Below are 18,870 nucleotides of genomic sequence, written 5' to 3'. Positions count from 1 at the left end.
GATTTAATTAAAGTGCCAGAATCAATTGCATCAATCTGGCAGACTATCCTAACGTACTACAGAGCGTTATCCACACCCTATAGCTTATAGCTTTTAATGTTCTACCGCTAAATGATCTAAGATCTGCTGGAGCGTCAAAGGTGTACCAAAGTAACGCCCCTGCATCAACATACACCCTTGCCCCATCAACTGACCGCGAGTACCCGCTGTAGCAACGCCATCAGCCAGCACTTCAATTTCCAATTGGCCCGCCATATCCAAAACGGTATCGACAATCTTCTGACGACCTTCATCATTACCCATCGCCATAATCAGATCAGCATCCAGTTTAATCAGATCAGGTTGAATCTCTTGTAGTTGTTCCAAATTAGGGCTTTCACAAGCAAAACCGCTAACAGACAGTTGCGCTTCACTGGTTAGCAGATCAAACAGCTCACCTTCGTACTCAACAGCCGTTTTGATATCTACATCCACCATATAGCGACCTTGCTGCTGATAATGGTTCAATTGGGTTACCCAACGCTGCACCGACTCTTTACTTTGCAGCTGTAAATTTTCAATACGAAAAGAGATAAACCGCAGCTTAGGAAAACGCTCCCAAACTATATCTAAGCCACGCAATTCCTGATCGAGCCACTGTTCATAATGCTGTAAGGACTCAGGACTCTGAAGCAACCCAGAGAAATCAGCTAAGGGCACTTGCCCTAATTCAGGATGTACCCAGCTAGGTCTCGCATGCACTGCAACCACTTGATGACTATAGATGCTATAAACCGGTAAATAAGTCATCTGGATAGCACCACTGACGATCGCTTGGGTAAGATCCTCTTCACGCAATATTTGCGGGCCTTTGCTTCGTTCCATCAATTCGCTGTAAACACGGAAGGTATTACGTCCACCCTGCTTCGCCGCATACATCGCAACATCTGCTTTTTTCACCAAATCTTTCGGGCGTTCAGCATGCTCTGGATATACTGAGATACCAACACTACCGCTTATAAAGATCTCGCGATGCTCAACAAAAATACCATGAGACAGTTGATCAACTACACGCTGTGCGACCTTCAATGCCGACTCAACCCCATCAACCAACGGGATCATCATGACAAATTCATCACTGCTTAAACGCGCTAAAGCATCCTCACCTCGAACCACACCACCTAAGCGGCGTGCTACTTCTTGGAGCAAGTTATCACCAACGCTTCGCCCTAAGTTATCGTTGATCCATTTAAAACGATCCAGATCTACTAGCATCACAGCCAACTGTTCGCCTTGCGCTTTACTCTGTTCTAAGCGTTTCGCCAAAATATCTTGGAACATATCCCAGTTCGGCAAATGAGTCAGTTCATCAAACTGAGCTGATTGCACGATGGCATTCATCTCTTTCTTAAGATGACTAATATTGAAGAACTGCGCTATATAGCCTGTTACTAAGCCCTGCTCGTTTTCCAAACGCATAATATTGAACCACGCAGGATAAACCGCACCATCCTTATGCTTATTCCATAGCTCACCTTGCCAGCAACCATCGCTACTTACGGTCAGCCACAAATCTTCATAAAATGGATCATTTAATTCCTGTGCCCCAAGAAAGCGCGGATTTTCTCCCTTCACCTCATCTAAGCTGTAACCGGTAATTTCGGTAAATGCTGGGTTCGCCTGCACTATATTATTAGCTTGATCCGTCACGAGGACTGCTTGAGGCGAACGAAGGAATAACTGCTGTTCAAAATGATCCATATCTAACCTACGTAGCTAGCGAATTTAAGAGGATGATTACTTATCCTGTAATGCTTCGTCTAATGCTTGAACTTGCTTCTCTAAAGCTTCTACCTTTTCCCGAGTGCGGAGCAAAACCGCTTTCTGTGCATCAAACTCTTCACGGCTGACGATATCTAAACGATCAAATGTCCCCTGAAGTACTGCTTTTACTTGCTGTTGTAACTCATCCTGTCCCGGAAGCTTATTTTCACCCGACATCAATTGCGAAAACTGTTCGCTCAAACCTTCTATTAGTTGTGGATTGATCATCCCACTTACCCCTAACAAATAAATATTGCCTGTCACTATAACAACAAACCGACACCATTCAACTGCGCACCAAAACAGTGCAAGCACCCACAAGAGCGCACAACAACTTGCCCTATAAAACAGCACACTACCCTACCCAAGAACCAATAAACACCATAACCAATTGAAATTAAAGAAAAATTAAAACATGGCACAACCTTCGCTATTACTTATGCAAACACAAATTAAATATTTGCTTAGCGATTACCGCATCAGCACAGAATTAAAACCCACGGGGGATAACAATATGAAAATGGTCTCCGCTGTCATCAAACCATTCAAATTGGATGATGTACGAGAAGCGCTTTCTGAAATTGGCGTACAAGGTATCACCGTTACTGAAGTCAAAGGTTTCGGTCGTCAGAAAGGACATACAGAACTCTACCGCGGCGCAGAATATGTGGTCGATTTCCTACCAAAAGTACGCGTAGATGCCGCAGTTTCTGAAGAGATTGTCGATCAAGTTGTAGAAGCGATTAGTAATGCAGCTCAAACCGGAAAAATTGGCGACGGCAAGATCTTTGTAACGCCAGTAGAACAAGTTGTGCGTATTCGTACCGGTGAAACCGGTACGGAAGCCCTTTAAATTTTTGACTTATTGATTGCTTCTGGAGGAATAAACCAATGGAAGAACTACTAAATTCAACAGCGGGTGATGTTACCCAGCTTAAATACGCGCTAGATACTTTCTACTTCCTAGTGTGTGGTGCGCTAGTAATGTGGATGGCAGCAGGCTTTGCCATGCTGGAAGCAGGTTTGGTACGTGCTAAAAACACAACTGAGATCCTAACCAAAAACATCGCACTGTATGCTATCTCTTGTACTATGTACTTAGTGTGCGGTTACGCAATCATGTACGGCGGTGATTACATGCTGTCTGGCATCACGGGTGACGGGTTCACCGGTGCTGAAGAGCCAGCAACTTATGCACCATCTGCAGACTTCTTCTTCCAGGTAGTATTCGTTGCAACAGCAATGTCTATCGTATCCGGTGCGGTTGCTGAGCGCATGAAGCTATGGGCTTTCCTAGCATTCGCTGTAGTAATGACTGGTGTTATCTACCCAATGGAAGGTTCTTGGACTTGGGGCGGTAACGATGTATTCGGTTTCTACAACCTAGGCGATCTTGGTTTCTCTGACTTTGCAGGTTCCGGTATCGTACACATGGCGGGTGCTGCAGCAGCGCTAGCAGGTGTTCTAGTACTAGGCGCTCGTAAAGGTAAATATTCAAAAAGCGGTGCTGTAAATGCTATTCCAGGTGCGAACCTACCACTAGCGACACTAGGTACGTTCATCCTGTGGATGGGTTGGTTCGGCTTCAACGGTGGTTCTGTACTAGCATCTTCTGATGTAGAGAACTCTAACGCCGTTGCTGTTGTATTCATGAACACTAACGCTGCTGCGGCAGGTGGTGTGATTGCAGCACTAATCGTAGCTCGTCTACTATTCGGTAAAGCTGACCTAACAATGGCGCTTAACGGTGCACTAGCAGGTCTAGTTGCTATCACTGCTGAGCCATCTACTCCAACTGCACTACAAGCGACTCTGTTCGGTGCACTAGGTGGTACGCTGGTTGTATTCAGCATCCTAACGCTAGATAAACTAAAAATTGATGATCCAGTAGGTGCGATCTCTGTTCACGGTGTTGTAGGTCTTCTAGGTCTGCTACTAGTACCAGTAACAAATGGCGATTCATCTTTCTCTGGTCAGATCATCGGTGCAGTAACTATCTTCGCTTGGGTATTCGGTACAAGCTTAGTAGTTTGGTTAGCGCTTAAAGCAATCATGGGTGTACGCGTATCGGAAGAAGAAGAGTACGAAGGCGTGGATATCTCTGAGTGTGGTATGGAAGCTTACCCAGAGTTTACATCTGGCAAGTAAGATTGATCTAAAACACTAAAAGGGCGCTTAGCGCCCTTTTTGCGTCACTAGTATTCTGTAAGAGCATGATCCAATAAGCTGTCCATATACCATCTTGCAATTATCTAGGTATACTAAGGCGCATAATTCACTATAGTTACATTTGCTACTTGGTCGTTAGGCCATAGAGTGAGCAAGCCCAACTGAGGAATAGCATTATGAAACTGGTCACTGCGGTGATTAAACCGTTTAAACTGGACGATGTCCGTGAAGCGCTTTCTGAAATTGGTATCCAAGGTGTTACCGTTACTGAAGTAAAAGGTTTCGGTCGTCAGAAAGGCCACACTGAATTGTACCGCGGTGCAGAGTATGTGGTTGATTTCCTTCCAAAAGTAAAAATTGAAATTGCTGTAGACAGCGATATGGTTGATCAAGTTATTGAAGCGATCAGCAAAACTGCTAATACAGGTAAAATCGGTGACGGTAAGATCTTTGTCTCTCCTTTAGAGCAGGTAATCCGTATCCGTACAGGCGAAAGCGGTCCTGACGCACTGTAAGCGAAAACATTCTCAAAAAGCGGCTATTAAGCCGCTTTTTTTATGCCTGCTCTGTGCCTATAAATATTTCCTCAACTAAAATTGAACTTTCGTTCAAATTAAAGCTCTTTACCTAAGTCATCAACTTTTTGACCCACTAACAAAGAGCCAATTATGCTTACACAACCAATCTTGTTCAGCCCTATTGCACTGGGCAGTATCGAACTATCCAATCGAATTTTGATGGCACCTCTCACCCGTGCCCGCGCTGACGAACATCATATTCCTGGCCCATTAATGGTTCAGCACTATGCCGATCGTGCTACTGCAGGTTTGATTATTACCGAAGCCACCATGGTGATGGAAAACTGCAGTGCCTTTATCAATGAACCCGGCATCTATTCAGAAGCACAAATAGCTGGATGGAAAAAAGTCACCGAGGCCGTACATCAAAAAGGCGGCAAGATTGTTGTGCAACTATGGCATGGCGGACGCGCCTGCCATCCGGATCTAAATAACGGCATTCAACCGGTTGCCCCAAGCCCAATCGCGATCGAAGATGAAGTTCACACCCTTGATGGACCTAAACCTTATACAACGCCACGTTCGCTGCAAATAGACGAGATTCCAGAGATCATTGCAGGGTTCAAACAGGCGGCTATCAATGCAAAAAAAGCGGGGTTCGATGGTGTAGAACTCCACGCTGCCAACGGCTACCTACTAGACTCGTTCTTACGCGACGGCAGTAACCAACGTAAAGATCAATACGGCGGCAGTTTAGAGAACCGATCTCGACTTATCTTCGAAGTTTTAGACGCTATTTGTGAAGTATGGGGAAACGACAAAGTGGGCATCCGCACTTCGCCTTTAAATGGTTTTAACAACATGCAAGATAGCGATCCTATTGGCACAACCTTCTGTCTTGCCGAAAAGCTCAATCATTACAAGCTCGCTTATTGGCATCTAATGCGCAGTGACTTCCTAGGCGAGCAACAAGGTGATGTTAGTTCAATCGCTAGAGAGCACTACCACGGCAACCTGATTGGCAATATGGGCTACAGCTATGAAGAAGCAGACTCAGCGATATTGGATAAACAACTAGATGCTGTTGCCTTTGGGGTGCCTTTTATCGCTAATCCCGATCTCGTCGCACGCTTCAAAAATCATGCTGGGCTTAACGAACCTAATCCCGATACTTTCTATACCCCTGGCCCCGAAGGCTACAACGACTACCCCTTCTTAAACCAGCACGACATAGTGAGCGTATAAATGAGCAATCCTAAAGATTACCCACATGTTGATCAGTATCCCATTTCTAAACGCTGGCCAGCCAAAAATCCAGATATCCTCCAACTCTATTCGCTCGGCACACCAAATGGCGTAAAAATATCCATTGCTCTTGAAGAGCTACAGATTCCTTATGAAGCTCACAGAGTGACATTGGCAGACAGCGATATCAAAAGTCAGGAATACCTATCACTCAACCCCAACAATAAAATCCCGGCAATAATCGATCCAAATGGCCCCGAAGGTTCACCGATCGGCCTATTCGAAAGCGGTGCAATTTTGGTGTACCTGGCTGAAAAGACCGGCAAGTTAATAGGCCATAACGCTTCTGAAAAAGCCAAAGTACTGCAATGGTTGATGTTTCAAGTGGGCGGAGTCGGTCCGATGTTTGGCCAACTAGGGTATTTCCATGCCTTTGCAGGTAGCAAAATTGAAGACCCTCGACCAAAACAACGCTATATCAACGAAGCAAAGCGCCTACTAAATGTAATCGAAACCCAATTAGATGGACAAGATTGGATTGCGGGTGACTTCTCACTTGCAGATATCGCTTTAGTGCCTTGGCTGGATACTATAGAGCGGTTTTACAGTGTGGAAAATGAAACAGAAATAGCAAAATTCAAACAAGTTAACTCTTATATCAATAGATTTAACCAGCGACCATCCGTACAAAAAGGATGGTCAATCCCTGCAAAGGCAGCCTAGTAAATTACTCAGGGTAAGGAGAAAACCTCTTCTTACCCTTAACTAACCAATCTATTTAAAAGGGATAAACATCAAGCATAACCCAATGTAATATTAGTATTTTTTATACCTTAGGCTAAAATCCTAATAAAAAATTCATTTTGTTCACTGCTTAAAATTGACCCATATCAAACCACTTACAACTTTATTAAACATCTAAATCATTCCAACAGTTTTTGGCGCAGAATGCATAGGTCGAACCAACAAATTCAAACAAGACATATGCAGAAAACAGAATCAAATCCAACAAATCACAGCACTATTCCAATGGATTGGTTTACACAATCCTCTATTGGTGTGCTTGTGTTGGATGACACTCTCAACTGTTTGCACTGCAATCCATATGCGGCAACGCTAATCTGGAACAGAATAGGCGAGCCTCAGAACAATAAGTTGCCTGAAGATTTTAAACTCGCTATCCGCCCACACATCATGGGACTGTTTGCCAGGAAGAGAAATTCTTACGATACCCATATAGAACTCTTCTCCCAAGGAGAAAGTGTGCAACTGCGCACCGAGTTCACCATTGTTCAAAAAACAGAGAAGCGTAAAGTATTTATAACACTACGTAACTCTAGCCAGAGTGCTCGCCAAGCTAGAGAGCTTAAAGTGTTCAGGAATGCGGTAGAAAATACTGGCAGCGCGGTTGTTATCACAAATGCGCAAGGTGAGATCGAATACTCCAATAGCCGTTTTAGCGAAATTACGGGTTGGGACGGTCATGAGATACTCGGCAAACGACCAAACTTTCTACGCTCTGAGCAAACCACAAACGACGTATACAAGCAGTTGTGGGGCACAGTACTTAATCATCAACAATGGCGAGGCACCTTACTCAATAAACGCAAAAATGGTTCGACGTACTGGTCCCTACAAAATATTTCACCTATTCATGATGAATTGGGTAATATCATTAATTTTGTTTCTGTCAGTGAAGATATATCTAAAATCAAAGAGCATGATGCTCAACTAGAGAAAATGGCTTATTTCGACCCGCTAACCGAACTGGGCAATCGTCGAAACTTCCGTCGCACTCTGGATAACTATCTACAAAATCCAGCCAGTGACAAACTGCATGCTTTACTGTTACTCGATTTAGATCACTTTAAGCAGATTAACGATACGATGGGGCACGAAGCAGGAGATGCGCTCCTGACCACCATAGCAAGCCGTTTAAAATTCTGCACCCGCCACCAAACTTCTGTGTTCCGCCTTGGCGGTGATGAATTTACGGTTATTTTCCAAGACTGCGAAGACCGTGAACAGATAATTAGTCGTGTCAGCGATGTGCTGTCATTACTGTCTCAGCCAATGCAGATCGGTCCTCACGAATTAAGTGTAACCGTCAGTATCGGAATTACTTTGATCGGCCATGATAGTGTGGATGCAAGCGACCTGCTAAGAAACGCCGACTTAGCGATGTATCACGCAAAAAGACAGGGTAGGAACACTTACGCTTTTTTTGCGGATCAAATGAATGAAGATGCACAACGCATACTCACAATCGAGCATGATCTAAGAAACGCCTTAATTGGCAAACAGTTATCTTTGGCTTATCAGCCGCAGGTATGCGCCTTAGATGGTCGCATCACCGCAGTTGAAGCCCTGCTTCGCTGGCAGCACCCCGTCAATGGCAATGTACCGCCTGATGAATTTATTCCGCACGCAGAAGAAACCGGTTTAATCATCCCAATTGGTCGTTGGGTGTTAGAGGAAGCTTGTCGAGCGGCTAAATCAATACAGGACCAAGGCTTACCCCCAATCAAGGTCTGCGTAAATTTATCTGTACGCCAATTTGATGATCCCTCTTTGATTTCTCAGATATCTGAAGCTTTAGCCAAAGCCTCACTTGCGCCAGAATGGTTAGAATTAGAGATCACCGAAAGCATGCTTATGCGGGACATGCCAACGGCTATCAGTACCCTGAAGCGCATAAAAAACATGGGAATAAGCCTCGCTATAGATGATTTCGGCACAGGTTATTCGTCGCTAAGCTATTTGACTAAAATGCCTGTCGATCTGTTAAAGATTGATCGCTCTTTTTTACAACAAATTCCCGAAGACCAAGACAATATGACGATAACTTCAACCATTATCGCCATGACCAAGCAACTGGGTTTGGATGTGATAGCAGAAGGTGTAGAGAACAGATCTCAGATGGATTTCTTGCAACAACAAAACTGCAATACCATGCAAGGTTTTCTAGTCAGCTACCCCTTAAGTTTTGAAGATTTCAACAATAAGTACCGTGAATCTCAATACTTTTGTGACGCATGTAGCACCATCGATGAGCGTAACCACGACGACTCGACTAACAGTCATTGAGACTGCGTATTCCTAGCACCACTCCCTTTAAGCTATTGCCGCTAAAAAGCTTTTTTGCCGTAACGGTCTAAACTTAAACTTATCTATGCAGTAGAGGAGACAAGCTATGTCCTCCAATGTTGATAGGGAAACGTTCGATCAAATAATGGTGCCCAATTACGCGCCGCAAAAAATGATTCCGGTTAAAGGACTAGGTTCTCGAGTATGGGATCAGAAGGGTAATGAGTTCATCGACTTCGCAGGTGGCATTGCCGTCAACGCGTTAGGTCACTGCCATCCAGAACTAACCGCAGCACTTCATCATCAAGCGGATCAGTTATGGCATCTTAGTAATGTCTGGACCAATGAACCAGCCCTGCAATTAGCCCAAGCGCTCTGCGATAAAACCTTTGCCGAGAAAGTCTACTTTGCCAATTCAGGTGCTGAGGCCAATGAAGCCGCTTTTAAGCTCGCCCGAAAATACGCTTATGATAATTTTAGTGCCGATAAGCATGAAATTATCAGCTGCAATAACAGCTTTCATGGTCGCACCCTATTTACCGTTTCAGTAGGCGGGCAACCTAAATATCGTGAAGGCTTTGAACCCGTACCTGCTGGTATATCTCATGTGCCTTTTAACGATATCGACGCATTAGAACAGCAGATTACCGATAATACTTGTGCAGTAGTCATTGAACCGATACAGGGCGAAGGCGGAATTACACCCGCCACAACTAAGTATTTACAAGCTGCGAGAAACCTGTGTTCAGAACACAATGCACTGCTAATTTTTGATGAGATACAAACCGGCGTGGGTCGTACCGGCAAGCTATACGCCTATCAACACAGCCAAGTGACACCCGATATTTTAACTACCGCCAAAGCCTTAGGGGGCGGATTTCCAATCGCTGCGATGTTGAGTACCGAAAAGGTCGCTACCTCTTTTAACGTCGGTAGTCATGGCAGTACTTATGGGGGTAACCCGCTAGGCTGTGCAGTGGCACTCAAACTGTTACAGATCGTTGATACCCCAGAGGTTCTCGAAGGTGTATTCCATAAACATCATCAGATCACCCAACAGATTGCGCAATTCAATCAGAAAACAGAGCTATTTAAAGATATACGCGGTCAAGGCCTGTTAATCGGTTGCGAGTTAAGTGAGCAATTCCAAGGTAAAGCGCGACTGTTTTTAGAGCTCGCACAACAAACAGGATTGATGGTACTGGTCGCTGGCTTAAATGTGATTCGCCTCACGCCTTCACTAATTATTCCTGAAAACGATATTAAAGAGGGGTTAGCTCGCTTCAATCACACTATGCATTTATTTAACCAACAGGCCTGAGCTGAGAGTGCTAGAGGTCATTTATGCAGTTACCTGTCGAACCACTAGAACAATTAGAGCGTGATCTTCTTGATAAGATCAGCGCTCAACAACAGCTGAGAGAGCAACAGCTAATTGAGTTAGTTGAGATTAATAGTGGCTCACTTAACCCTACTGGGATCAATCAAGTTGGCCTTAAATACCAAGAATTGTTTACCCCCCTTAGTAGCCAATTTGAAAGGGTTGAACTACCTGAGTGGGAACGAATAGATTACACCGGCAAAGCTGAGCACCAACCTTTAGGCTCTCTCTGGAAATTCAGCCATAACCAAGACGCGCCAATCCAAATACTGTTTTGCGGCCATACCGATACAGTATTTCCTATAGACAGCCCGTTCCAACACGCCATTCGCTTGGACCATACCCGATTGAATGCCCCCGGTGCCGCCGATATGAAAGGCGGTATTTTGGTCATACTGTCCGCGCTTGAAGCTTTGGCGCAGCATCCGCTTGCGCATCAGATCGGTTGGAGTGTCATCTTAAATCCAGATGAAGAGATTGGCTCACCCGGCTCAGCCGACCACTTAGCCGAAGCCGCCAAACATCATGATATTGGACTGATCTATGAACCAGCCTTGCCTGACGGCAATCTCGCAGGGGAACGAAAAGGTAGTGGCAACTTCACTTTGGTTGTTCAAGGCCGTTCAGCTCATGCGGGGAGAGCTCCAGAAACGGGTAGAAATGCGATCAATAAAGCCGCTGAACTGATCCTACAACTAGCATCATTAAATAATTTAAAGCCAGGCTTAACCCTCAATACAGGCGTTATCAAAGCAGGTGAGACCACTAATAAAGTGCCCGATCTAGCCGTATGTAAGTTTAACGTTCGAATTCAAAAAGCAGAGGATGCGGACTGGTGTCTTGAACGCATCAATGAATTTATTCAGCAGCATAATCAGCAAGAGGGGTTCCATATTGAGCTTCATGGGAATTTCGGGCGCTACCCGAAACAAATCAACCAACCTCACCTAGCACTCTATCAACTGGTACAACAGTGTTCAGAGCGGTTGGGCCCCGCTTTAACTTGGAGTGCCACCGGTGGCTGCTGTGACGGTAATAACTTATCGGCAGCAGGCCTGCCTAATATAGACACCTTGGGTGTGACCGGTAATTTTATCCACAGCCCTCATGAATTTATCAATTTACCTAGCCTGAGTTCACGCGCACAGCTCAGCGCACTGCTACTCTTTCACATAGCCCGTGAAGGATTGCCATTTAAGCGACTGCGCCCTCAGGGGAGGCCACAATGACCAATGAAGAGCTAACTCAAATGCTGGATGATATGTGGCAGGACTATTTACAGCTCAACCCACAAGCTCGCCATATCCACCAGCTGTTCAGCGATCTGAACTACCAAGTGATCAATGACCATATCGCTTTACGCACCTTTGATCTGGAAGAGGTCAATATAGATAAGATGGCCACGCCGTTTCTCTACAGCGGTTATCGCGTAGCAGGTGAATATCACTTCCCGAACAAACATCTCTACGCCAAGCATTTCCAACACGATGACCCAGCCCTGCCGAAAATATTTATCAGCCAACTGATGACCGAATCACTCAGCACTGACAATCAACTGCTTGTGCATAACTTAGTAGCTGAGCTTGATCCCATGCAGCAACCCCCAGAGAGCTTATGTTATTGCGGTCGTCCTTGGGAGGTCAGTTATGAAGAGTACAAGGCGCTACTCGCACAAAGTGAGTATGCGGCCTGGTTAGCAGCCTTTGGCTTCCGACCTAACCACTTCACTATTTTCGTCAATGCACTCACCTCGCACACCAGCATTGAAGAAGTTAATCAGTTTTTAAAAAGCCATTCGATTGAACTCAATAGTGCAGGCGGCGAAATGAAAGGCAGCCCCGATGAGAGACTAGAACAGTCCTCAACCTTAGCGAGTAAAGTAGCGGTCGAATTTAGTGATGGCACAGTAGAAATACCAGGTTGCTACTACGAGTTTGCTCGTCGTTATCCGGTAGAGGACGGCACGCTATATCAAGGGTTTGTTGCTGCATCTGCCGACAAAATCTTCGAAAGCACAGATAGCCGCTAGGAAGAGCTAGGAACAGGAGGTCGACTATGTATTACATTCGCCCGATTGAGATGAACGATTTAGAGACCTTACATCAGATCGCCATAGAATCAGGTCCCGGCTTTACCTCTCTCCCCGAAAACAGTGCTCTGCTCGCTGATAAAATCGAGCGTAGCTTAAACGCGCTAAAACAAGATATTCAGAAAGCCCACAATGAAAGCTATCTGTTTGTACTGATCGACAGTGAAACTGATGAAGTCGTGGGAACCACAGGCATTGAAGCTGCCGTCGGCTTACAAGAACCATGGTATCACTATCGAGTAGGCACCGTGGTTCACGCATCACGTGAACTTAATATCCATAACCAGTTTAAAACTCTCTATCTCTGTAACGATTACACTGGCTGCACTGAGGTCTGTACCCTCTACTTAAAGCCTAACCATCGTCACTCGCAAAACGGCAGCCTACTTTCTAAAAGTCGTTTCCTGTTTATGGCAGAACAGCCAAACCGCTTTTCTGAACGGGTCATCGCTGAGATGCGTGGTTTCTCTGATGACAATGGCCGCTCACCATTTTGGGAAGGATTCGGGCGTAAATTTTTTGCGATGGACTACTCTGAAGCTGATTACCTCACAGGATCTGGAAACAAAGTCTTTATTGCCGAACTGATGCCGAAATACAGCATCTATATTCACCTACTACCCGAAGAGGCGCAGGAAGTGATTGGTCAGGTACACGCTAATACTGAACCCGCCCGGCGCATGTTGGAAAGCGAAGGCTTTCGCTTTGAGAACTATGTGGATATCTTCGATGCAGGCCCGACAATTACGGCGCCATTGGCAAAAATTCGCGCGATTAGAAATAGCCGCTACGCAAAAATCAGGATTTCACCACAATCACAGACTTGCGATTCCAACTCAGTTTATCTACTTAGTAATACCCGTGCAGCAGGTTTTCGTTGCTGCCTTGCTCACTGCCAAACCAATCAAGGCATCGCTGAACTCACACCTGAAACAGCCGAACTGCTTCAGGTTAAAGACAGTGACACCATTCGATTGGTCGAACTAAAAGGGAGGCACCCATGAAACCACAAGCATCATTGTTTATTAATGGCGAATGGGTTCAAGGCAACGGCTCCGAAATCGAGTCGTTGAATCCGGGCAATAATGAGCGGATCTGGCAAGGTTTTGCAGCTGACGCAGAACAAGTAAACCAGGCTGTTTCGGCTGCTGCAGAAGCCTTTCCACACTGGTCTGATCTGACCCTAAAACAGCGTGCAACCTATTTACTGAAATTTAATGAGCTGGTGAAAGATCACGAAGATCTACTCGCCGATACCATCGGGCAGGAAACAGGCAAACCTCTGTGGGAAGCAAAAACCGAGGTCACCGCAATACTGGGCAAAGCAGCACTAACCATTAAAGCGTATCAAGCGCGCTGCCCAACTGAAGAGAGCACCGTACTCGGCGCACGCTCTATTCTCAGCCATCGTCCTCACGGCATCGTAGCGATATTTGGCCCTTATAATTTCCCAGGGCATCTACCAAATGGCCATATCATGCCAGCGCTTTTAGCGGGCAACACCATCGTATTCAAACCCAGTGAATCTACGCCACGGACAGCAGAACTCATGGTCCACCTCTGGCAAAAAGCCGAACTGCCCGATGGTGTACTTAATCTGGTTCAAGGTAAAAAAGAAACCGGGGCTCATCTAGCTAAGCATCCTGAGGTTAATGGTCTCTACTTCACTGGCAGTGCTGCTACCGGTTGTTACCTACATGAACAATTTGGCGGACAACCCGAAAAGATTTTAGCACTCGAAATGGGCGGCAATAATCCTCTACTGGTAGCTAAAACTGCCAATATCGCTGCAGCCGTCTACAACACCATCCAGTCCGCATTTATCACTGCTGGTCAACGCTGTACCTGTGCCCGACGTTTGTTAGTGCCAGTCGGCACAGAAGGGGATGAGTTTATTGCAGCATTGCAGAAAGCTGTGACCAAAATTGAGGTAGGCACCTATAACCAGAACCCACCGCCCTTTATGGGCGCGTTGATCAGCCAATCAGCTATGACCTCTATGCTGAACGCTCAAGAAAAACTGGTTGAACAAGGTGCTGAAACACTGGTCAGCATGCAACGCTTTGCTGATAAAGGTGCGTTACTCACACCGGGATTGATCGACTGCACTGCAATTGAGAGCCCTGATGATGAAGAGTACTTCGGCCCGCTACTGCAGATCTATCGTGTCCAAGATATTCAGCAGGCAACGACCTTGGCCAATAACACGCGCTATGGCTTAGCGGCCGGCGTACTAAGTGATGACCCCAAAATCTTTGAGTACTTTCAGCGTCGTGTCAGAACAGGATTGATCAACTGGAACCGACCATTAACCGGTGCGTCCAGTGCTCGCCCCTTTGGCGGTACGGGTATCAGTGGTAATCATCGAGCCAGTGCATGGTATGCCGCCGATTATTGCGCTTACCCAGTTGCCTCTATGCAGGCCGACAGCATGGATATCCCAGATAAACTCCCTCCGGGCCTACATATCGCCGATCATGTTTGGAGTCATGAATGAGTTTAACGCTTAACTTAGATGGTTTGGTCGCTCCCAATCACCACTATGCGGGACTCGCACAGGGCAACCTTGCATCACAACAGCATCAGGGCGAGATATCCTCACCCAAAGACGCAGCATTACAGGGTTTGGAAAAGATGTGGATGCTGCATCAGCTTGGTATTCCACAAGGTATCATTCCTCCGCCAATACGACCGGATCTAGCACTTCTGTATGCGGCAGGCTTTCGCGGCTCCGACGAGCAACTCTTAGATCAAGCTTGGAATAAAGCCCCTCAGTTGCTGACCGCCTGCTATTCCGCTTCTGCTATGTGGGCAGCCAACAGCGCAACCTGCTCAGCATCTCAAGATACCAGAGATCGACACTTACACTTCACCCCTGCAAACTTGAATAGCAGCATTCATCGATCATTAGAAACCAAACATAACTATCAGTTCTTCCAAACCTGTTTTGACGATCACGACAGATTTAGCGTGCATGTTCCGTTGCCATCACAACCGATCTTTGCAGATGAAGGTGCTGCCAATCAGATGCGCTTAAACTCGCCTTGTGACCAGGATGCTCTGAATCTATTTATCTATGGCAGAGAAGGCTCGCTGAGCGCAAGTACACGCTTTCCAGCACGCCAAACTCGCCTCGCTAGCGAAAGTATTATCCGCCAACATCAGCTGGACCAAAGCCGCAGTATACTGATTCAACAGAACCCTATTGCCATAGACCACGGGGCTTTTCACAACGATGTTGTCGCGGTGGGTCATCTGAACTTTTTATTCCTGCATGAACAAGCTTTTAAAGAACAAAGTGAGGTTTTAAACACTTTAAGGATGAAGAGCTGTCATTGGCAGGATGCACTTAAGATATTTGAGGTCAGCTCCAGCAAGCTAAGCCTGCAAGAAGCAGTAGAAACTTACCTATTCAACAGTCAGCTTATCCAAAAAAACGATGGCAGCCTTATGTTACTTGCCCCCATAGAAAGTAAAATCAGCGCTAAGGCTTATGCCATCTGCGAGGAGTTAATAGCTGCCGACAACCCTGTGAGCGAAGTCCAATTTATCGATCTAACACAAAGTATGCAGAACGGTGGCGGTCCAGCGTGCCTGCGCTTGGCGCTACCAATCACGATTGAAGAGTTAAGTGCTGTCCATCACGGAATACTGCTAACCCCTGCACTATATGAGTCGCTGAAACATTGGATAGAAACACACTACCGGGATCGCCTAAGCCTTGAGGATCTGCGCGACCCTCGGCTGATTTCAGAGATACACAGTGCGCTATCCCACTTGGGAGAGCTGTTAAAGCTCCCCAATTTTTACAACTAAATGTTAGGCGCAAGGCAACAGAATGCGCGCTTCCAATCCGCCCTCTGGATGGTTTGATAGACTAAGTTCACCACCTAAACGTTGTACAGCCCGTTGCGCGATACTTAACCCTAAACCATAGCCTTCGGATTTACTGTTACCCCGGAAGAACGGTTCGCAGAGTTTTTCTAACTGCTCTGCTGGCACACCTTCACCATGATCGCGAATACGAATCTCACAGTGTTCACCTTTATGCACACTCAACTCAATTGGCGCCGATTGCGGTGTATGTTTGCAGGCATTTCCCAAGATATTATTCAGCGCTCGAAGTAACAGAGGCGCTTTCAATTCCACTTCACAGTCAGATTCCATACAGAGTTCAAACTCACGTGTTTGCTGGCTGAAACGGGCATCATCAAGCAACTCTTGCAGGACATCACTGAGCTTAGTTTTCTCGCCTTTAACCTCCATCTGTTCCAAGCGAGATAAGGATAAGATTTCGCCGATCAATTGATCTAAGCGCTGACACTCATGAATGATCCGTTGAACAGTTTTATCCCCTTCACCCAAACGCTGCTCTGCAATACCAGCCGCAGCCTGTAATCGTGCTAGCGGCGCTCTTAACTCATGGGATACATCACACATCAGATGCTGATGAGAGCTCAGAGTTTGTTGAACATAATCAGCCATACGATCAAAATCTCGGGCTAACTCACCCAATTCATCACCACGTGCCCTTAACTTTTCATCGGTACGTGTATCTAACTCACCACGATAGATCGCCTGAGTGTGCTCGCGTAGCAAAATTAGTGGCCGCGCAATAATTGCTGATACGATCAAAGCACCCAAAGAAGACACCAATAAAATCAGTACCATTTGCACCGATAGGATACGGTTCACTAAATCTGCATAGGGAGAACGTTCCCAGCTAAGATCGACTAAAACTTCATACTGACGACCTTGCTCTGACTCTAGATTAAAACGGTAACTATCTTCACGAGCTTTTTCAAAATAGGGAAGATCAACAACCTGTCTCTGTGCAGCCAGATCGGTAATATGGACACGTTTAGTTACACTTCGCCAGATAAAACGTTTCCAATGAGGTGTGCGTTCTTTGTGATGATCAGCCGCAGGTAGGCCAATCTCTTTATCCCTATGCGAGCGTTTGAAATGTTTCAGCCGTAATGGCGGGATTGTGGCATGACCCATGCGTTCATAACGTTCAATCATCAGCTCTGCATAGCCTTCTGCCTTTGCTGTGATTACTTCCTTGAAGCGATCCTCTTCTGTAATGGTACTAACCACACAGATAGTCGCTAACAGCACAGAAAAACTCACGCACCAGATTGCGGCAAAAACTTTCCAAAACAGTCGCTTATACCACTTCATACCAGATCCTTAATAAACTGATAGCCGACACCACGCACTGTTTTAATGAACTCTTTATCTGGTAGCGCTTTCGCTAATTTCTGCCGTACACGGCTAACATGAACATCTATTGCTCGATCAAATGCCGCAAGTTTTCGATGCAAAACCAGCTCAGTCAGCTGCTCTTTATCCAATACATTTCCAGCATTCGCGATTAGGTAAGCAAGCACGTTAAACTCCGTCCCCGTAAGCTCCAATAGCTCACCCTTGATCCGGACTTCACGCAAACCAGGATCAAGCTGGACACCGCCCATTTCAACATTAGTATCTGGGAAAAGGGTTGTTTGCATTTTCGGTTCCGAGCGACGTAGGACTGCACGAATTCGTGCCAGCAATTCGCGTGGGTTACAGGGTTTGCTTAGATAGTCATCCGCTCCCATCTCCAACCCCAGAATGCGATCAATCTCTTCACCACGCCCCGTCAGCATAATCACGGGTAAGGTCACTACAGGTCGAATTTGCTGTAGCAGCTCTAAGCCAGATTTACCCGGCATCATGATATCTAACACTATCAAGGCGTAGCGATCCGAACGTTTTAATTGCGCGCAGGCTTCATCTGCATTGTGAGCAAACTCAACCTCAAAGCCTTCGTGCTCGAGATAATCGGATAACAACTCGCATAGTTCCACATCGTCATCCACCAGTAATAATCGCTGTTTATCTCTCATACTTATCCTGCACTTGGCTTTGACCGCCTATTTTCGCTACTTATCTACTAAAAATAATAATCCTTTTAGCACCAAAATAGATCGCCCTATTGTTAGATTTACCCAACTTTACACTGCCGAAACCCATCTTTGCGCTTACAAAAGCCAAACTTTATTCCATCAACTAAACAACCTAGGAGCAAAGAACATGAACCGTAAAATCATGACTGGAATCGCAGCCGCTGTGTTAACTGTTTCTAGTTTAGGCGTTGCACATGCTTACACTAAAGATGACGGCGCAAAGATAGAAAAACGCCTGCAGTATCTTTCTGAACAACTTGAATTAACCACCAGCCAACAGGCTGCACTAAAAGAAACTATGCAACAGAAAAAAGCAGGCATGAAGGATCAACACCAAGCAAAACGAGATCTTCGCCAACAACTGATGCAACTAGACCCAACATCAAAAGACTATCAGTTACAGCTCAACAGCTTAGTGTTAAAAGCGCAGGAGCAAACTAAGGCGATGATTATGGCCAAAGCCAAACATCAGGAAGAACTGTATGAGATTCTGACCCCTGAACAGGAAGCCAAATTCGCACAGTTAAAAAGTGAAGCGCCCAAGAAATGGATGAAACATAAAGGGGAGCACAGAAAAGGGAAGCAATGTCATTAACATTTTATTCCATAGAATTACGCATCCTATAT

The 18,870-nt window shown here is 45.8% G+C and carries 17 protein-coding genes; 13 read left to right on the top strand and 4 right to left on the bottom strand.

Annotation, left to right across the window (positions count from 1 at the left end):
- Positions 1-93 precede the first annotated feature (93 nt).
- Both ACMXYO_RS01040 and ACMXYO_RS01035 read right to left on the bottom strand, forming a co-directional pair.
- Positions 94-1,740: a diguanylate cyclase domain-containing protein gene (locus tag ACMXYO_RS01040; RefSeq protein ID WP_415886583.1), complete on the bottom strand. Its 1,647-nt coding sequence runs from the start codon at positions 1,738-1,740 to the stop codon at positions 94-96.
- Between the two features lie 36 nt (positions 1,741-1,776).
- Positions 1,777-2,031 (bottom strand): accessory factor UbiK family protein, encoded by a 255-nt coding sequence (locus ACMXYO_RS01035; protein WP_415886582.1) that lies wholly within the window; start codon positions 2,029-2,031, stop codon positions 1,777-1,779.
- A gap of 286 nt (positions 2,032-2,317) precedes the next feature.
- Here ACMXYO_RS01035 and ACMXYO_RS01030 point away from each other — a divergent pair, with 286 nt between their 5' ends.
- From ACMXYO_RS01030 to ACMXYO_RS00975, 12 genes are all read left to right on the top strand, one after another.
- Positions 2,318-2,656 (top strand): P-II family nitrogen regulator, encoded by a 339-nt coding sequence (locus tag ACMXYO_RS01030; protein ID WP_415886581.1) that lies wholly within the window; start codon positions 2,318-2,320, stop codon positions 2,654-2,656.
- Between the two features lie 38 nt (positions 2,657-2,694).
- Complete coding sequence (locus tag ACMXYO_RS01025) at positions 2,695-3,951, top strand: ammonium transporter (RefSeq protein ID WP_415886580.1); 1,257 nt, start codon at positions 2,695-2,697, stop codon at positions 3,949-3,951.
- Between the two features lie 197 nt (positions 3,952-4,148).
- Positions 4,149-4,487: a P-II family nitrogen regulator gene (gene glnK, locus ACMXYO_RS01020; protein ID WP_415886579.1), complete on the top strand. Its 339-nt coding sequence runs from the start codon at positions 4,149-4,151 to the stop codon at positions 4,485-4,487.
- 153 nt (positions 4,488-4,640) lie between these two features.
- Positions 4,641-5,735: an alkene reductase gene (locus ACMXYO_RS01015; protein ID WP_415886578.1), complete on the top strand. Its 1,095-nt coding sequence runs from the start codon at positions 4,641-4,643 to the stop codon at positions 5,733-5,735.
- A complete protein-coding gene (locus tag ACMXYO_RS01010) occupies positions 5,736-6,458 on the top strand; it encodes a glutathione S-transferase family protein (RefSeq protein WP_415886577.1) in 723 nt (240 codons plus the stop codon).
- Between the two features lie 306 nt (positions 6,459-6,764).
- A complete protein-coding gene (locus tag ACMXYO_RS01005; protein ID WP_415886576.1) occupies positions 6,765-8,822 on the top strand; it encodes a putative bifunctional diguanylate cyclase/phosphodiesterase in 2,058 nt (685 codons plus the stop codon).
- 106 nt (positions 8,823-8,928) lie between these two features.
- Positions 8,929-10,143 carry an aspartate aminotransferase family protein gene (locus ACMXYO_RS01000; protein ID WP_415886575.1) on the top strand — a complete coding sequence of 405 codons (1,215 nt, stop codon included), beginning with the start codon at positions 8,929-8,931 and terminating at the stop codon, positions 10,141-10,143.
- Positions 10,144-10,166: 23 nt separating this feature from the next.
- On the top strand, positions 10,167-11,432 hold the full coding sequence (locus tag ACMXYO_RS00995; protein WP_415886573.1) for a hydrolase: 1,266 nt from the start codon (positions 10,167-10,169) through the stop codon (positions 11,430-11,432).
- Positions 11,429-12,232, top strand: a complete 804-nt coding sequence (locus ACMXYO_RS00990; protein ID WP_415886571.1) for a DUF1338 domain-containing protein — start codon at positions 11,429-11,431, stop codon at positions 12,230-12,232. Before ACMXYO_RS00995 ends, ACMXYO_RS00990 begins: the two co-directional genes overlap by 4 nt.
- Positions 12,233-12,258: 26 nt before the next feature.
- A complete protein-coding gene (astA, locus tag ACMXYO_RS00985) occupies positions 12,259-13,296 on the top strand; it encodes an arginine N-succinyltransferase (protein WP_415886570.1) in 1,038 nt (345 codons plus the stop codon).
- Entirely contained in the window at positions 13,293-14,789 is a 1,497-nt protein-coding gene (astD, locus tag ACMXYO_RS00980; RefSeq protein ID WP_415886569.1) for a succinylglutamate-semialdehyde dehydrogenase, read from the top strand. Before astA ends, astD begins: the two co-directional genes overlap by 4 nt.
- Positions 14,786-16,108, top strand: coding sequence for an N-succinylarginine dihydrolase (locus ACMXYO_RS00975; protein ID WP_415886568.1), 1,323 nt, complete (start codon positions 14,786-14,788; stop codon positions 16,106-16,108). Before astD ends, ACMXYO_RS00975 begins: the two co-directional genes overlap by 4 nt.
- A 3-nt stretch (positions 16,109-16,111) precedes the next feature.
- Here ACMXYO_RS00975 and ACMXYO_RS00970 read toward each other — a convergent pair whose 3' ends face one another.
- Both ACMXYO_RS00970 and ACMXYO_RS00965 read right to left on the bottom strand, forming a co-directional pair.
- A complete protein-coding gene (locus ACMXYO_RS00970; protein WP_415886567.1) occupies positions 16,112-17,476 on the bottom strand; it encodes a sensor histidine kinase in 1,365 nt (454 codons plus the stop codon).
- Positions 17,473-18,183, bottom strand: a complete 711-nt coding sequence (locus ACMXYO_RS00965; protein ID WP_415886565.1) for a response regulator — start codon at positions 18,181-18,183, stop codon at positions 17,473-17,475. The genes ACMXYO_RS00970 and ACMXYO_RS00965 overlap by 4 nt, the downstream gene beginning before the upstream one ends.
- Positions 18,184-18,370: 187 nt before the next feature.
- Here ACMXYO_RS00965 and ACMXYO_RS00960 point away from each other — a divergent pair, with 187 nt between their 5' ends.
- Positions 18,371-18,838, top strand: a complete 468-nt coding sequence (locus ACMXYO_RS00960) for a Spy/CpxP family protein refolding chaperone (RefSeq protein ID WP_415886564.1) — start codon at positions 18,371-18,373, stop codon at positions 18,836-18,838.
- Positions 18,839-18,870 lie beyond the last annotated feature (32 nt).

Source organism: Neptuniibacter sp. QD37_6 (assembly GCF_047778085.1).
Lineage (GTDB): Bacteria > Pseudomonadota > Gammaproteobacteria > Pseudomonadales > Balneatricaceae > Neptuniibacter.
The sequence above is the reverse complement of the archived record's forward strand: the minus strand, read 5'-3'. Positions and strand labels throughout refer to the sequence as shown.